The sequence below is a fragment of the Pseudoalteromonas sp. TAB23 genome, assembly GCF_000498075.1.
Lineage (GTDB): Bacteria > Pseudomonadota > Gammaproteobacteria > Enterobacterales > Alteromonadaceae > Pseudoalteromonas > Pseudoalteromonas arctica.
In genome coordinates this window covers 14,714-30,978 of the sequence record NZ_AUTP01000194.1, presented here as the reverse complement: position 1 = coordinate 30,978, position 16,265 = coordinate 14,714, and the positions used below count along the sequence as shown (strand labels likewise).

The window sequence follows — 16,265 nt, the reverse complement described above, 5'->3', positions numbered from 1 at the left end:
CGGCGGCTTTGGGTTTTCGTTTGCCCCAGTGATAAATCACTTATATCACTGTTAAGGTAATTTAAGCTAAACATCACACCGTGGTGTTTATTGAGTTGTTTTTTACCACTTAATGAATAGCTTATTTTTTCATATACTGGTGCTTTTAGTTCAGTTTCATCTGTACTGCTTTGCTCTGCATCATCGGCTTGAATATAATGATAATTAGCCCAATCACTGTGGTTACCGCGTACACTAAAACTAAAGCTGTCATTGCCAAAGGTTTCCTTTGTTTTTGTATCCACTACACCGCCAGAAAAACCACCAAACTCTGCTGGTATATTGTGGTCGTACACTGTTATTGACTCAACTATATCAGAGTTCACATTCATGCTTTGCACACCCCCAGATACATCATTACTTGATGATGTTAAGCGGCTGTTACTGGCAGGGTCAATGCGGTTGTTATAGTTCATACCATCGAGTGAAAAGCCTGTTTGCCAAGGCTGAGCACCTGAGATAGATATTTCTGGAGCACTTATCTCCGCTAAACTTTCAATACTAAATGCATCGTTACTTAATTGCACGCCAGGTAAAAGTGCAATAAGTTCATTTATGTCACCATTTCCTTTAGCCGTTGCATCAATAAAGTTGCGGTCTAGATAAGATCGTCCAATAATCTCAGGTACTTCTATCCCTATGTATTGGCCTTTAACCTCAATATGTTCTATGGCTTCACATAAACGTTTTTTTTCATCGGTTAGTATACTGCAATCTTTAGGTAGTGAAGGAGTCTGCTTTTGCTCGGTAGCGCCATTAGCATTATGTGCAAGCAAAAACAGACACGCAAAAATATAACGTGTCTGCATTTTTTTCTCTTATTTATTAGCCAATTGGAGTGCTATCTTCGGTGTCAGTAATGCCATCGTTGTCTGCATCTTCATCTGCAGTTAAGCCCGATATAGCAATATCTTCATCAGTTACATTTGCTAAGAAAAAGTTAGGGAGTCCATCGTGGTCAGTATCAACACTGGCAACTCGGTTATCTCTAAAGTCATCTATGCTTGCAATTAATTCAGCCATCGTGGTGTACAGCTCAAGTTGGTCGGCTTCACCATTTACATCGTTAGTTACAAGCGCAGTTGCTAGGTCATACTCACCAAGTAGGGTATGTGCTTCAATTAAATCTTCCATAGCATCAATAATTACTATATCGGCTTGTGCTAAAATAAGGGTTTCAATACGAGCGACTAGTGCTGAGGTTTGTGTTTTCACACTACTATAGGTGCTGCGAAAATCAGTGATCGTACCTGCATTAGAGCCCATACTTGAAAGCATGCTGAAGCGTTCCCAAAAACCGGTTTTAGGTGCGCTAACTGAAATACTCTCATTTTTAAGGGCTTCAAGAATATCAAGTAGTTGGTCACTCGTTAGCGTGCTTAAGTTTTCGTTTACTTCAGCTATTGCACTATTAAACGTAGTTAAAGCTAAATTGGTAAAACCTGCATCAACTAAATATCCTAATGTTTCTAAACTGTATTCAAAACGCTCTTCAATATCTTCTAGCGCACTAATTTTGCTAAGTAATTGCGTATTTACAGCAGTAATTTCGTCGGTCAAACCACCACGGTCAAGTGATACCATTACATTGCTATGAACGGTAATTGCCGAGGTGTCGGTTAAAGTACGTAATGTACCTGAGCTCAGTTTGTTTAGCATAGTTAAGCAAGTATTTGCAGCAGCAGTAGTATCTGTACCAATTTCTTTGCTAATGCTAACCAGTAAACCACAACCATTAGAGCCAGCTAAATAAGATGCTGAAGACTCAGCGCTTATGTAATCGTCAGATGAAATAAACTCACCCGCATAAGTTAATACTTCCTTAGCTTGTTCAGTAAAACCGAACTGATACAACACTTTCGCTGTGCCTGCATTATTTGACGTTTCGATTAAGCTTTTGAAAAATTTATTATAATCGCCTTTTTCGGTAAAAAAGGTAAAAGCTTCAGCGGCAGCGTCGGACACAGAAGAACCTGTCATGATGCTTTCAGCCACGCTAAAGCTATACATAACTTGCTTAGCACCGCTAATATCAAAATCAGATGTTACTAGGGCAAATGCAGGGTTTTCCTCAAGGTCGTAAAGGGCTTCTATTAATCCTGCAAGTGTTTGTAGTGGGTAAGTATATGTCCCTAACGTGGCTTCAGAATATTCAGAGGTAGGAAAGTCATAGTTTTCATCTATGCCTGTTACGCCATAAAGTGACATTGCTAGGTTGACATATTCACGAGCTAGCTCAAGCGAGTTAGCACGAAATAAAACTTCAGCTGCCCATGCGGTATAAAGCGCTCTAATTTTTTCTACTTTCTGACCAGCAAATTCACCACTACCACCCTGAATTTGATACCCAGTGTTACTTGAAATATTTACAAGAGCAGCAGCAAAAGTTTGTGCTGTCAGTTTGTTGGTGTCAGAAGGATCCGCTGCATATACATCCAATGCACCTTCGGCTGCATTTTTAAACGCTGTTTGAAAGTAACCGTAAGTTGTTGAGTACTGCTCTTCACGTACAATTTCAGCATAGCTGTTAATAGTGTTTAGCAAGCTTTTAGCTTCGTCGGTTTGACCCACATCCATGTAATCATTCACTAAGCCAAGTAACCAAGATGCATCATTTCGGTTAATGTTTTCAAAGCCTTTTTCAGCTAAATATTGATTATAAGCAGCTAAAGCGCGTGAGCGATATTCTGCACCTTCTTCTATTTTGTTAATGCTATCTAAAGCAACACCTACATCTCTAAGACCACCAGCAAGTGCTGTTTGCTCATTAATGAGTAATAAATACTCTTGTGCGGTAGTTAAAAAACCAGCGCGCGCATAAGCTGCAGCTTGAGTTTGATAAATACTATAACGAGATAGTTCATCGTTAATATTTTCTGTTATTAAATCGGCTTGTTTTAAATGAGACTTATCTGAGCTGTAGTAGTAGTTACGTTTGTCTTCATTTGTTACATAAGAGGGGCTAAGTGAAATAGTCGCAGTTAATGGCTCACTTATAATGCCGTCGGTATAACTAACGGTAAATTCATCATTTTGCGTAGTGAGTGTTTGTGCCTCATAGCTAAATTCACCAGTTTCACTATTTATAGATATTACACCACTACTTGGCGGTGTAAGTAGCGTAATGCTCACTGCATCGCCATCAACATCACTAGTATTTATTTTACCTACACTTGTTGTTGAGGTAGTAAATGTAACATTAGTTGTTGAAATAGTAGGTTCATCATTAATGTTTTCAATAATAAAACGTACAACAACATTAGCGCTTAAACTGCCGTCACTTGCTGAAATAGTCGTGCTATCTTCACCAAAATAATCAGCGTGTGGTGTGTAAGTAAATTCACCATTAGCTTCTAATGTAATAATGCCGTTACTTGGAGATTGCGCCAAAGTATAACTAAGCGGGTCGTCGTCTGTGGCTGAAACCTGTCCTGAAAAAGCGGTATCTTCATTAAGCGTAAAACTTAAATTTGATTGGGTAAATAATGGTGCATTGTTGCCCGAGCCGCTTCCACAACCAGCTAAAGCGAGTGCGCATAAAATAGGGGGAAATTTAATGAGTTTGTTCATTATTGTTAATATTAGAAGTTAATGATGTTGCGAATGATAACGCATATCAATTGTATTTCATATTTAAAGATATGTATTTATCTCATAAATAAGAATGTTTATTTTAATTAGTATGAGTTTTAAGAGGTAAAGCTACATAAAAACAGAAAGATAAGTAACTAGTTTAAAAAGAATATTGCATTAGCTAGTTCTTATAAAATATAAAGGCCAGCTAAAATTAAACAGTTAATATCATTTAACCCCTCCTTAACCCTCGACCTAATAAGCTATGTGTAATAGTACGAATTAGGCATAGTTAAATGGTTTATTTTAAAAAGCACTCAACCGGTTTTTTACTTGCACTTAGTTGCACACTTGCTGCATGTAGTAGCCAGCCAAGCTATCAAGGTAATAGTACTGAGCAGTCGCTAAAGCAACATACAAACTGGCAGTACACGCAAAGTAACGCACAGCACGTAAATTACATTACCGATTTGGTGAATATAGAAGGGCTTGATTCGCTTATTGAGCAAGCTGTTACTAATAACCCATCGTTTAATCAAGTGCATGTTGCATTAAAACTAGCTTATGCACAGCGTGATGTAACCGCTGCAAGTCAGTGGTTTAGTGTAGATGCAGGATTTGACGCGCAGCGCAGTAAAACTGAAGGCACGCAATATAGCTCATCAGTAGGTATAAGTTGGGAAGCCGATATATGGCAAAAAATTGCTGACAACGTAGCCGCGCAAGATATGACTATTGCCAGTAATCAAGCTACGTATCAAGGCGCTAAAGACACATTAGTAGCGAGTGTTATTCGTACTTATTTAAATATTATTTTGCAGCAGAATTTGCTCGATATAGAGCAGCAACGTTTAGTTGTTTTACAAAATAATGAGCAAAGTATTGTAGAGCGCTACCAATATGGGTTAGGTGATTTAGAAGCGCTTGATACCGCCCGTACTAGCACGGCATCTACTCGCGCAACCATTGCCGATTATCAAGAGCAAATAGCAAAAGCAAAGCGTGCTTTAATGCTAATTGTAGGCACTGATAAACTTCAAAACCTGCCAAGTACATTAACACTGCCAAGCGTTATTGAGCCATTAAGTACATTACCAGAGCAAGATTTGGCGCGCCGACCTGACTTACAAAGTGCCTATTACAACATTCAGGCAAAGCATTACTTGGTTGATGTATCGTACAAAGAGCTACTACCGAGTATTTCGCTTTCAGCGTCACTGAGTGATTTAGCAAGCACGCCAAGCCAAGCATTATTAACTAGCCCAGTGTGGAGTTTATTGGGTAGTTTAAGTGCCCCCTTATTTGAAGGTGGAGCACTGCGTGCGCAAGTTGATATTGCAAAATTAAATGCCGAGCAAGCGTTTTGGCAGTACCAAGATACGCTGCTAAGTGCGGTAAACGAAGTTGAAAATGCACTCGGGCAGGAGCAATCATTAACCGAGCAACAACTGCAAATTAGCAATGCACTTGCCAGCGCTCAACGCAGCTTTAGTAACTACCAAAGTAAGTATCAACAAGGTTTGGTTGATATTTTAGATTTGCTAACAGTGCAACAAAAAGTATACGACCTGCAAGCCCAGCTTAGCCAAATAAACTACACCCTTTTAACTAACCGCATAGATTTAGGCCTTGCTTTGGGCCTTGGAGTATCGTTATGAAAATTTCGCCAATACCGGTTGTTGTAACGCTTGTTGCTATTGTTTGTATAGGGCTTGCTATTATGTATAACGGTCAAAAAATGGCTGAACAAGCAAATAGCCCACAACCTGCCGCTATTAAAGCTATTGCCCCAAATGTATCGGTAATTAATGCAGCTCCGAGCACTTATCAGGCTTATGTTAGTGGGCATGGTGAAGCTAAAGCGCATTGGTCACTTAGCTTAAAAGCGCAAGTTAAAGGCGAAGTAACCAGTATGAGCGAGCAATTTGCGACCGGTAACTTAATAACTAAAGGGCCAGTGCTTGCACAAATTGATGACACCGAATACTTACAGGCCCTAGCTAGCGCAAAAGCAACATTGGCTGATGCAAAACTAGCACTGCAAGAAGAACAAGATTTAGGTGAGCAGGCAAAACGTGAATGGGATCGCTCAGGCGTTACGCAAGCACCAAGCTCGCCGCTTGTATTTAGAACGCTGCAATTAGAAGCCGCGCAAGCTACGCTCGATAAAGCACAATATGCACTTAAAACCGCACAGCGTGATGTAAATAACACCCAGTTAAGTGCACCATTTGACGCTGTTATTTTAACGCGCGATATAGATTTAGGTACTTATGTAGGTATTGGCGATACGCTTGCCACGCTAAACAGTACCGACAAAGTAGAAATAACCGTGCCGCTTTCATTAAGTCAGTGGCAAAACCTAGCAAATAATAAATCAGGCGATGTTATTTTAACTGATGTAACCACTAATACTAAATGGAACGGTTATATTGCACGTTTTGAGCAACACCTTGATGACAGCTCGCGTCAGCGCAGCGTAATTGTTGCCTTAGATAAACCGTTTGAGCAAACAACGCCGTTACTGCCTGGCACATTTTTAGCGGTAGAAATTGCCGGTAAGCAGTTAACTAACGTAATAAAACTGCCTGCTTCGGCGGTATCTCAAGATGGCTTGATTTGGTACGTAAATGATCAAAATAGCTTAGTAAGCACACACGCTAATAAAGTATTTGAGCGTGGGGATTACGTATATATTACGCCAGTAGATGGTGCTAAAAATCTAAAAGTGGTGGCGCGCCCACTTGTTAGTTACTTAAACGACATGAAAGTAAATCCAATAGTTGAGGAGATACAATAATGAGCCCTCATCAACCACCTCAATTACCCAGTAATAATAACCCGCTGCACGGTATTATTAACTGGTTTGCAAATAACTCTGTTGCCGCTAACTTATTGTTAGTTAGTGTGATTGTAATGGGTATTATGTCGCTTACGACTTTACGTAAAGAGGCATTTCCGAGTTTAGAGCCAGATACTATTTCGGTATCGGTGGTTTACGACAGTGGCGATGCATTGCAAGCCGAAGAAGGAATAGCGTTAAAAATTGAAGAAGCGCTCGAAACCGTATCAGGTATTAAACGTATTACCTCTACATCCGATGCTAGCGGCAGCCATGTAAGTATTGAAAAAAGTACTGATTACTCACTCGATGAGTTACTTGTTGACGTTAAAAACCAAGTTGACGCTATTAATAACTTTCCGGCAGATGCCGAGCAACCTGTTATTGATAAAGCCCGTAGGCAAGATCATGCATTAACGCTGCAACTTTTCGGGGATGCCGATCGCCATACATTACAAAACCTGGGCGAAAAACTTAAAGCCGATTTATTAGCGCAATCAGGCATTAGCGACGTAGAGCAATCGGGTGTGCTCGACCCGATGATGTCCATAGAAATCGACGAAGGTAAATTACAAGCGTATGGCTTAACTATTAGCGATATAAGCGAGGTTATTAATAATGAGTCATCAAGCCCGCTTTCGACTAGTTTGCGCGATAGCAGTAAAATTATACGCTTAAAAGCCGCCGACCAAGCTTATTGGCAGCGCGACTTTGCCAATATTGTATTGTTGAGCACTGCATCAGGCACACAAATTAAGTTAGGCGATGTAGCCACCGTTACCGACTCATTTGCCGAAGGTAGCAACTCATTAAGCCGTTATAACCAACAAAATGCCGTAGGTGTTGAAATTTTAATGGGCGATAACAGCGATATAACTACCATTGTTGAACAAGCTAATAGCGTAATAGATAAATGGCACGAAAGCGGTTTATTACCCCAAAATGTAGAGCTTGAAAGCTGGCACGACAAAAGCACCATGATCACCGAGCGTTTATCGCTACTTACTAAAAATGCGGTGACCGGTATTATTATGGTGTTTGTAATACTTGCCATATTTTTAAATGTACGTGTAGCACTGTGGGTGGCTGGTGGGTTGCCGTTTGTATTTTTTGGCACGCTTTATTTTATGACCGATGGCTACACCGCACNCCTTTGGCTTTATTATGGCGCTGGGCATAGTGGTAGACGATGCCGTTGTTGTAGGTGAGAGTATTTACACCACACGTAAAAAACATGGCGATACATTAAATAATACAGTTTTAGGTACTATGAAGGTTGCTGTGCCAACAATATTTGGGGTGTTAACCACGGTGGCTGCGTTTGTAGCGCTTTCGAATGTGTCAGGTAACTTAGGTAAAATTTACTCTCAATTTGCCACTGTAGTGACCATTTGTTTACTGCTTTCGGTTGTTGAATCAAAACTTATTTTACCCTCGCATTTAGCCCACATTAGTACTAAACGCCAAGTTAAAAAAGGCTTAGCAGGTCTGTGGTCAAAAATACAACATGGTGCTGATAGTGGCTTAAACTGGTTTAGTAAAAACATTTACTGCAAGGTTATTGAATTTTCACTGCGCTTTAGATATGCCGTAGTGGCTGCGTTTATCGCCTTTTTTATATTAGTTATTGGCATGCCGATGACAGGCACAGTTAAAGTTGGTTTTTTCCCAAGTATTGCAGGCGACACCGTAACAGCTGATTTAGTTATGCAAAACGACGCCGCTTATGGGCAAACAAACACAAACTTACTAACGCTTGAGCAAAGTGCATTACAAGCTGAGCAAAACTTAATGACCAAGTTGAGCTCTGACAAAAGCGAAATAACCAGCCTACAAGTCATTAGTAGTAGCGACACCAGCGGTGAAGTAAGCGTTGAGCTATTAAACGAAGGCGCTTTTACAGCAAGCGAATTTGCTCAAGAGTGGCAGCGCGTAGCAGGTAGCCTTGAGGGCAGTAAAAAATTACAAATATTAGCCACGCGTAAAATGGTCGATAACTTTAAAGTTGAGCTTAAAGCGTGGGACGACGAAACCGTAATGGCGGCGGGCGTACTATTTAAGGAGCGCTTACAAAATTCCGCAGGCGTTAACGGAATAGACGACAACTTAAACCCAGGTCAGCCACAGCTTAAATTTACCCTAAATGCACAAGGGCGCGCGCTTGGCATGGATACAGCCAGTTTATCAAAGCAAGTACTGCAAGCTTTTGGTGGTGCAGTTGTACAGCGCTACCAACGTAATAAAGACGAAGTTAAAGTACGTGTACGCTACCCAGAAGATGCTCGTAAAACACCTGCCGATATAATGCAGTCGCGTATTCGCCTGCCTGATGGCACCGTTGTACCGCTAGTTAACGTAGCCACAGTAAGCAGTGAATATCAGCAAGATGAAATAACCCGCATTGATGGACTACGTGCAATTTATTTAAGCGCCCAAGTGGATAAAAACGTGATTGCTCCAAACGAGTTAGTTGCTAATTTAAAGCGCGACTTAATTCCTGAGTTAACACAGCAATTTCCTAACTTAAGTGTGTATTTTGCAGGAGAGGCAGAACAACAAAGCGAAACCACCAGCTCAATGAGCACTATGTTTGTAGCGGCTTTATTAGTTATTTACGTGTTGCTGGCTATTCCGCTTAAATCTTACATTCAACCTGTACTAATCATGGTGGCAATTCCGTTTGGTATTGTGGGCGCTATTTTAGGACATTGGTGGAACGACTTAACCATTAGTATATTGTCGTTAAATGGTATTTTGGCGCTCAGTGGCGTAGTTGTAAACGACAGCCTATTACTTGTTTCGCGCTTTAACGAACTAGTAAAAGAAGAGGGTATGAGCACGCACGATGCCATTGTTGAGTCGTGTACGAGCCGCTTACGTGCAGTGTTACTTACCTCAATTACAACTTACGCAGGCTTAGTGCCGCTACTTAGCGAAACCTCAATGCAGGCACAGTTTTTAATCCCTGCTGCGGCATCACTTGGCTACGGTATTTTGTTTGCCACGGTTATTACCTTAATACTTATACCGGCATTATTGATGATTCAAACCGATGCTAAACGCAGTATTGATGCTGTGCTAAAATCGCTAGGTGCTAAAAATAAAACGCAGGAAACAGCCTCTTAATGATAAACGTACTACTGGTTGAAGACGACATAGATTTGGCAACCACCATTGTTGATTATCTCGAAATTGAGTCAATAGAGTGTGACCATGCAAGCAATGGCGTAATGGGTTTAAATTTAATAGAACGTAATCAATATCAAATGATTATATTAGATGTAAACATGCCCAAAATGGACGGTTTAACCATGTGTAAAACATTGCGTGAGCAAGGCATTGATATACCAGTATTAATGCTGACAGCGCGCGATAGCCTCGACAATAAGCTTGAGGGGTTTGCAGCCGGCAGTGACGACTATTTAGTAAAACCATTTGCCATGAAAGAGCTAGTAGCGCGGGTTCAAGTATTAGCAAAGCGTAAAAGTGGAGAGGTAAAGCGACTTACATTTGCTAACTTAACACTTAATTTAACCGTGCATACAGCAACAGTGGCAGAGCACAGTTTAAAGTTATCACCCATTACTTTTAAGTTATTAGAAGTGCTTGTACGAGAGCAGCAAAAACCGGTAACCCGACAGGTAATTATGCAAGCAATATGGGGCGACGATCAGCCAGACAGCAATAGCTTAAAAGTGCATATTCATCATTTGCGTAAACAGCTAGAGCAAGCGCATTGCCAAGCCGTACTAGAAACAATACCCAGTGTAGGGTTTGCGCTAAAATTAAAAAATGAGACACAAGCATGAAAATTAGACCCAGCCTGAGGTTGTATTTTTTTGCCACCATGGTGCTTTTAAGTTCATTAATGGCAATTGGCTTTTCGTTTTTAAGTGTTAATTATTTTATTGATGGCTTAGACCGAGGGTTAAACGGAGTTATGTTTGAGCTTTCGCAAACCATTGAGATTGAAGATGGGCAGCCAAAGAATATTGTTGGATTTAATGTGGCGAGCCGTTGGGAAGACATGCCAGAAATAATACAGCAAAAATTTGAAGTAGCGCCAAATGAAGCCGGTGTACTACAAAAAGTGAAAGATAACACCTCATTGTTTACTATGCCTGCAGACTTGTTTTTTGTTGTTTACTATCAAAACCCAAATGGCGAGGCGCGTTATATATCGCGTATTATGCTTGAAAAAAATCGTCCTAACAGAATGGGAAGTGTAAAACCAATACACCGCATGACATTGATAGCCATTACTGGTTTTGCAGCCATTGCCTTATTTACCTTCTTTTTGTTTATGGTAATGAAAAAAATAGCTAAGCCAGTAGAGTCACTACGCGGTTGGGCTAAGTCGTTAAATCAAAAGAATTTACAAAACACGCCGCCCGACTTTACCTATAACGAACTAAATACCTTGGCAACGTTAATACGCAGTAGCTTGCTTTCTGCTCACGACAGCCTTGAGCGAGAACAGCGCTTTTTAAGTTATGCGAGCCACGAGTTACGTACACCAATTTCGGTTATTCGCAGCAACGTTGAATTACTTAACCGCTTAAGCGAAAAAGCCCCTTTAAGCGATAAACAACACCTTACACTGCAGCGAATAGAGCGCGCCGGTTTAACCATGAGCGATTTAACCGAGACGTTATTGTGGCTTAGCAGAAATGACGACCAGCAAAGTTCACCAGAGCCTGTAAACCTAGCCGAAAAAATAACGACCTTGGGTAACGAACTCGACTATTTACTCAATTCAAAACAAGTTGATGTACTTATAAATACCGATAACCAAAATACGACTATTAATACCGAAGCCACCGCATGCCACATTGTGCTTACTAACTTAATACGTAATGCGTATCAGCATACGCAACAAGGGCAAGTGCGAATTACTCAGCAGGGTAGCCGTGTGATTATAGTAAATAGCAGCGAACAAACTGATACGCCACACACTGCTAATAACACAAACAAGCCTGCCAATATTGGCTACGGTTTAGGATTAGAGTTAAGCGAAAAAATAATAAAACGACACGGTTGGGTATACGAAGTAAACGACATGCCTGGGCGTTATGAAGTGGTGGTTGATTTTAGTTAATAGGCTTTTTTTACATTCAAAAATATTTAATTTAACGCTGAGAATATAAAAAACTTAGTGATAGTAATGTGTTAAGTAATTTGCTAAAACTATAGGTAAGAAAATATGTGAGCGTAACGCGAGTAGAAATGCGTGTGGATCGACCACTATCAAATAATTATGTGATTAAAAAGCAAGGAGGCGATATGCCATTTGGTGATTTACTTAAAGATAAAGTTAGAATTATGCGGTCTAGTGGCGAAGAGCATGATGATATTGCTGCTAGCGTGCAGAAAAATAAAATTTTCATTCATAGATCTGATGTATTAATTGAAGCTGGTGATTTTATTGAACGTACTATGTCAAATGGTGGCGTTGAACTTTATGAAGTTGTCGATCCTGGTTTTCATGAAAAAATGGGTGGGCTTCCTTCTGGCTATCAAATAGATGTAAAAAAGATGAATAAAAATTTTTCTCCTAAATCTCATTATCCATCAGTTTCCAATGAAACGAATAAGAAAATATTTATAGTTCATGGGCAAGATGAATTAGCAAAAGTTACCTTAGCAAGGTTCATAGAAAAAATTGGTTTAACACCAATTATTTTGCATGAGCAGGCTAGTTCAAGCCAGACGATTATTGAAAAAATTGAATCTTACGGCGATGTTGGTTATGCAATAGTGCTTTACACTCCATGTGATGTAGGAGCTAAAAGCGGTGACGATTGTAAACCAAGGGCTCGCCAAAATGTAGTTTTTGAACATGGCTATTTTATTGGACGATTGGGACGAAGAAAAGTTACTGCGTTGGTTAAGGGAAATATAGAAACTCCAAATGACATTAGTGGAGTCGTTTATAATGATTTTGATGATCGTGGCGCATGGAAAATGGACGTTATCAAAGAGCTACAGCATTCAGGATATGAAGTTGATTTAGCTCGTGCGTTATAAATCACATAACAAGCATAAAACAGAAAAATGACAGTTGACTATTTCTAATTAGATCAAAATTTTGGTGAATTATTATTCACCTTCTATAGACTTACATGGAGTGTTAATTCATATGTTCAAATTCATAATTATTTTAATCTCAATTACTTCTTTCAATGCCTTGGCTGCAGAGAAGGTTAAACTTGGAGTTGTGGGGAACGTTGGCGCTGATGGTTTTTTTAGCCCGACGGTAACATCATTTGTTATTGAAAAAGTAGAGCCTAATTCACCCGCTGAAAAAGCAGGGATTGTTGCTGGGCAGAAAATAATTTCTATAGAAAATTGTAAAATTCCAGGCTGCCCTGCCAGTGAAGCAAAAGAATTAATGCGCAAGGAGTCTGGAGAGATTTTACAGTTACTTTTAGAGAATGAAGATGGTAGCCAAGTACCTTTAAAAATCCTTATGAATGCTTGGTAAACCTAAGATGTTTTTAAAATACCTAAATATCCCCAGCCTATAAAGCATGGTTATTCCCAAAGCGTGGGTTTGTGTAAATGAACTAGGCGCAGTAAATGTTGGCAACGTTAGCGAGCTTTTGGAGTACTACTTACTCGGTTTATATGTAGGTTACTGATTAAAGTAATTGGGATAGATTAAAAAGGTTTGATCAGTAATAACCTTATTTAATTAATGAATACATTGGTATTGCGTTAAATACGGCAATACCAATGATTATTAGACTAAAGCTTATAGATCGCTGCGCCAGCCCATGCCAGACTCTTCCATTAAACGCTCGTACACGCCTTCTATGTTAAGCGGTAACCATGCATCAAACTGTTTAAAGTCACTAAATTGGTCTAACTTTACATTTTTTTTAATTTCGTCAAGTGTATTACCGGCTAAAACGCCTGCTGTTACTTGGCTATATAAAAGCTCTAAATAACTTAAGTAACGTGCTACATCGGCTTTATTACCCATATCGGCATGTCCGCCTACAAAAGTATTAAAGTCATATTTGAGTACCGCTTGGGTTGAGTTAATCATGCCTTGAATATCGTAACTCCACAGTTTTTGCCACGGCATTCTGCCAATAACAATCCAATCAACTACAAATAACGTTTTTTGCTTTTCGAATAATATACTAACCGAACCACGACCATCGTTTGGACCGTGGTAGTTAAGCTTTACTGTGGAATCACCAAGGGTAAGTAGTAGCTCATCATCAAAAGTAAGGCTGGGCGTTACTGTTTTCATTTGTGTGTTTTTAATATCTTGCGCAGCGAGTTTATGCGCTATAAAAGTGGTGTGCGGGCTTTTAAATACCTCGGCGCCGTAAATATGATCGCTGTGATTATGGCTATAAATTACATATTTTACAGGCACGTTAAAGCGAGTTTTAATTTGCTCGTTTAACCATGTGGCGGCTTTTTTATTAAGTGGGTCGGTAACAATTGCGCCCTCAGGAGTGATTAAAAATACTGAGCGGTGTCTGTCGTCTATAAAGCGGTGTAAGCCATCCCCTAAGTCTTCTATTTCATAGGCTTGTGTGGCAAAGCCTATAAACAATAGGGCTGTGGTTAGTAGTTTTTGTAGCAAGCGGGGCATACACCATTCCTTTAAAATTGATTAAATTAATAACGCTATTAAAAGAAGAAAGCATAAAGCTGTAAAAAATTTCAGCTGTTAGTTAAATTAAAGCTTAAACCTAAGCCTAAGCCTAAGCCTAAACCTAAACTTAAGTCAAAGGATCAAATATAAGGCATAAATAAAAAGCCATTATAAAAATGGCTTTAGATAGGTTGGTTGGGTTTATCTTTGTGTTAGTTGTTGGTTTATTTCTTCAAAGATACTGGCATCATCTATGGTTGAAGGTATTTGTAGCTCTTCGCCATCAACTAGTTGGCGCAAATTTTTACGCAGTATTTTACCCGAGCGTGTTTTGGGCAGCCTATCTACGCTAACTATATTTTTAAGGCACGCAATAGCGCCAATCTGATTACGAACACTTAAAACAAGCGCTTGTTCTACGTCGGTACTTGAGCCCATAAAATCATTTTTAAGCACGATCATTCCCATAGGGAGTTGCCCTTTTAGGGGATCGTTTACACCAAAAACAGCGCATTCAGCAACAGCAGGGTGCGCGGCAACTATCTCTTCCATTTCGCCGGTAGAAAGCCTATGTCCTGCTACATTTATAACGTCGTCGGTTCTGCCCATAATAAATAGGTAGCCGTCTTCATCAATATAACCGCCATCGCCAGATAAATAATAACCTTCGTATTCATTTAGGTAGCTTGCTTTAAAACGCGGGGTATCTTGCCAAATAGTTGGTAGGCAACCCGGTGGAAGTGGCAGTTTAATTACCACGGCGCCTTGCTCGTTAGCTGCGCATTCATTGCCATCCATATCTAATATTCGCACGTCAAAACCTGGAGTAGGCACGGTAGAGCTGCCAGGTTTTGTTGCTAAGTACTCAAGCCCTACAGGGTTACAAGCAATAGCCCAGCCGGTTTCTGTTTGCCACCAATGATCGAGCACTGGCAGTTTGGTTTTTTCTTTAAGCCACTCGTAAGTGGGAGGGTCTAATCGCTCGCCGGCTAAAAACAAACGTTTTAAGCTTGAGGTATCGTATTGATTAAAACCATCGGCATTTGGATCTTCTTTTTTAATTGCTCTAAAGGCGGTGGGGGCACTAAATAATGCATTTACTTTATATTCTTCAACCACGCGCCAAAATGCACTGACGTCGGGGGTTTTAACCGGTTTACCTTCATATAATACGGTCGCGCAGCGATACATTAGCGGCGCGTAAACTATATAAGAGTGCCCAACTACCCAGCCAATGTCAGACGCTGCCCAAAATACGTCGCCGGGCTTCATACCATAAACGGTTTCCATGCTGTATTGCATTGCCACTGCGTGACCGCCATTTTCGCGCACTACGCCTTTGGGTGTACCTGTGGTGCCTGAGGTATATAAAATATAAAGCGGATCGTCACCATTTACAGGCACCGGATCTGCGCTTGCAGCCGTTTGCATTGCCTGAGTCCAATCTATGTCTCGTTTAGGCTCAAGAGTGGCCCTGACTTGTGGACGCTGATAAATAACGCAGTGATCTACTTTGTGCGCAGCAAGCTCTATTGCGTTATCAATAAGTGGTTTGTATTCAATAACGCTGTTTACTTCAACACCGCATGAGGCGCTAAGTATAAGTTTAGGCTTGGCATCATCAATGCGTACAGCCAATTCGTGTGCAGCAAACCCACCAAATACCACAGAATGAATAGCACCAAGGCGAGCGCACGCCAACATACCAATAACCGCCTGTGGGATCATTGGCATATAAATAACAACGCGGTCGCCTTTTGTAACACCTAACGATTGTATGACGCCTGCAAATTTAGCAACTTCTTGTTGTAGTTGTGAGTAGCTATAAGTTTGCTTTGTATTAGTGACTGGAGAGTCGTAAATCAGTGCAGTTTGCTCGCCAAATCCGGCAATAACGTGTTGGTCTAGCGCTAAAAAACTGGTGTTTAATTGCCCGTCGCTAAACCAATGATAAAGCCCGTCGTCGTCTTGTGTGTATGCTTTTGTGGGGGTTTTATACCACGGAATATTTTTACTTTGTTCGAACCAAAATTGGGCTGGGTTTTGCTTAAAGGCATTATATTGCTGTTTATATTTGCCTGACATGTAAGGCTCCTAAAGCTAAATTTGTGTGTGAGAGACCTTACAAAATGTAGGCTTTTTTTAGCAAGCAAGCTATTCGACCTTGGTCGGTTAAAAGTTAATCAACACACTGGT

9 protein-coding genes and 2 pseudogenes are annotated in these 16,265 nt (G+C 40.3%); 7 read left to right on the top strand and 4 right to left on the bottom strand.

What is annotated here, in order from left to right:
* Together L654_RS0109805 and L654_RS0109800 are read right to left on the bottom strand one after the other, a co-directional pair.
* A pseudogene (locus L654_RS0109805) lies at positions 1-848 on the bottom strand (TonB-dependent receptor plug domain-containing protein); the annotation flags it as partial.
* A gap of 16 nt (positions 849-864) precedes the next feature.
* On the bottom strand, positions 865-3,609 hold the full coding sequence (locus tag L654_RS0109800; RefSeq protein WP_024607926.1) for an Ig-like domain-containing protein: 2,745 nt from the start codon (positions 3,607-3,609) through the stop codon (positions 865-867).
* Positions 3,610-3,908: 299 nt separating this feature from the next.
* Here L654_RS0109800 and L654_RS0109795 point away from each other — a divergent pair, with 299 nt between their 5' ends.
* The 7 genes and pseudogenes from L654_RS0109795 to L654_RS0109765 all read left to right on the top strand — a co-directional run bounded on the left by L654_RS0109795 (position 3,909) and on the right by L654_RS0109765 (position 12,938).
* A complete protein-coding gene (locus L654_RS0109795; RefSeq protein WP_024607925.1) occupies positions 3,909-5,270 on the top strand; it encodes a TolC family protein in 1,362 nt (453 codons plus the stop codon).
* Positions 5,267-6,412 carry an efflux RND transporter periplasmic adaptor subunit gene (locus tag L654_RS0109790; RefSeq protein ID WP_024607924.1) on the top strand — a complete coding sequence of 382 codons (1,146 nt, stop codon included), beginning with the start codon at positions 5,267-5,269 and terminating at the stop codon, positions 6,410-6,412. The genes L654_RS0109795 and L654_RS0109790 overlap by 4 nt, the downstream gene beginning before the upstream one ends.
* Positions 6,412-9,580 (top strand): annotated as a pseudogene (locus L654_RS01000000125875) (efflux RND transporter permease subunit). Before L654_RS0109790 ends, L654_RS01000000125875 begins: the two are co-directional and overlap by 1 nt.
* A complete protein-coding gene (locus tag L654_RS0109780; protein WP_024607923.1) occupies positions 9,580-10,263 on the top strand; it encodes a response regulator transcription factor in 684 nt (227 codons plus the stop codon). The pseudogene L654_RS01000000125875 and the gene L654_RS0109780 overlap by 1 nt, the downstream one beginning before the upstream one ends.
* Positions 10,260-11,552 carry a HAMP domain-containing sensor histidine kinase gene (locus L654_RS0109775; protein ID WP_024607922.1) on the top strand — a complete coding sequence of 431 codons (1,293 nt, stop codon included), beginning with the start codon at positions 10,260-10,262 and terminating at the stop codon, positions 11,550-11,552. Before L654_RS0109780 ends, L654_RS0109775 begins: the two co-directional genes overlap by 4 nt.
* A gap of 185 nt (positions 11,553-11,737) precedes the next feature.
* Positions 11,738-12,481: a nucleotide-binding protein gene (locus L654_RS1000000126900; protein WP_225305743.1), complete on the top strand. Its 744-nt coding sequence runs from the start codon at positions 11,738-11,740 to the stop codon at positions 12,479-12,481.
* Positions 12,482-12,593: 112 nt separating this feature from the next.
* A complete protein-coding gene (locus L654_RS0109765) occupies positions 12,594-12,938 on the top strand; it encodes a PDZ domain-containing protein (RefSeq protein WP_024607920.1) in 345 nt (114 codons plus the stop codon).
* A gap of 270 nt (positions 12,939-13,208) precedes the next feature.
* Here the strand turns inward: L654_RS0109765 and L654_RS0109755 are convergent, their stop codons facing one another.
* On the bottom strand, positions 13,209-14,066 hold the full coding sequence (locus L654_RS0109755) for an MBL fold metallo-hydrolase (RefSeq protein ID WP_024607919.1): 858 nt from the start codon (positions 14,064-14,066) through the stop codon (positions 13,209-13,211).
* A gap of 204 nt (positions 14,067-14,270) precedes the next feature.
* Positions 14,271-16,154 (bottom strand): propionyl-CoA synthetase, encoded by a 1,884-nt coding sequence (locus L654_RS0109750; protein WP_024607918.1) that lies wholly within the window; start codon positions 16,152-16,154, stop codon positions 14,271-14,273.
* Between the last annotated feature and the right edge of the window lie 111 nt (positions 16,155-16,265).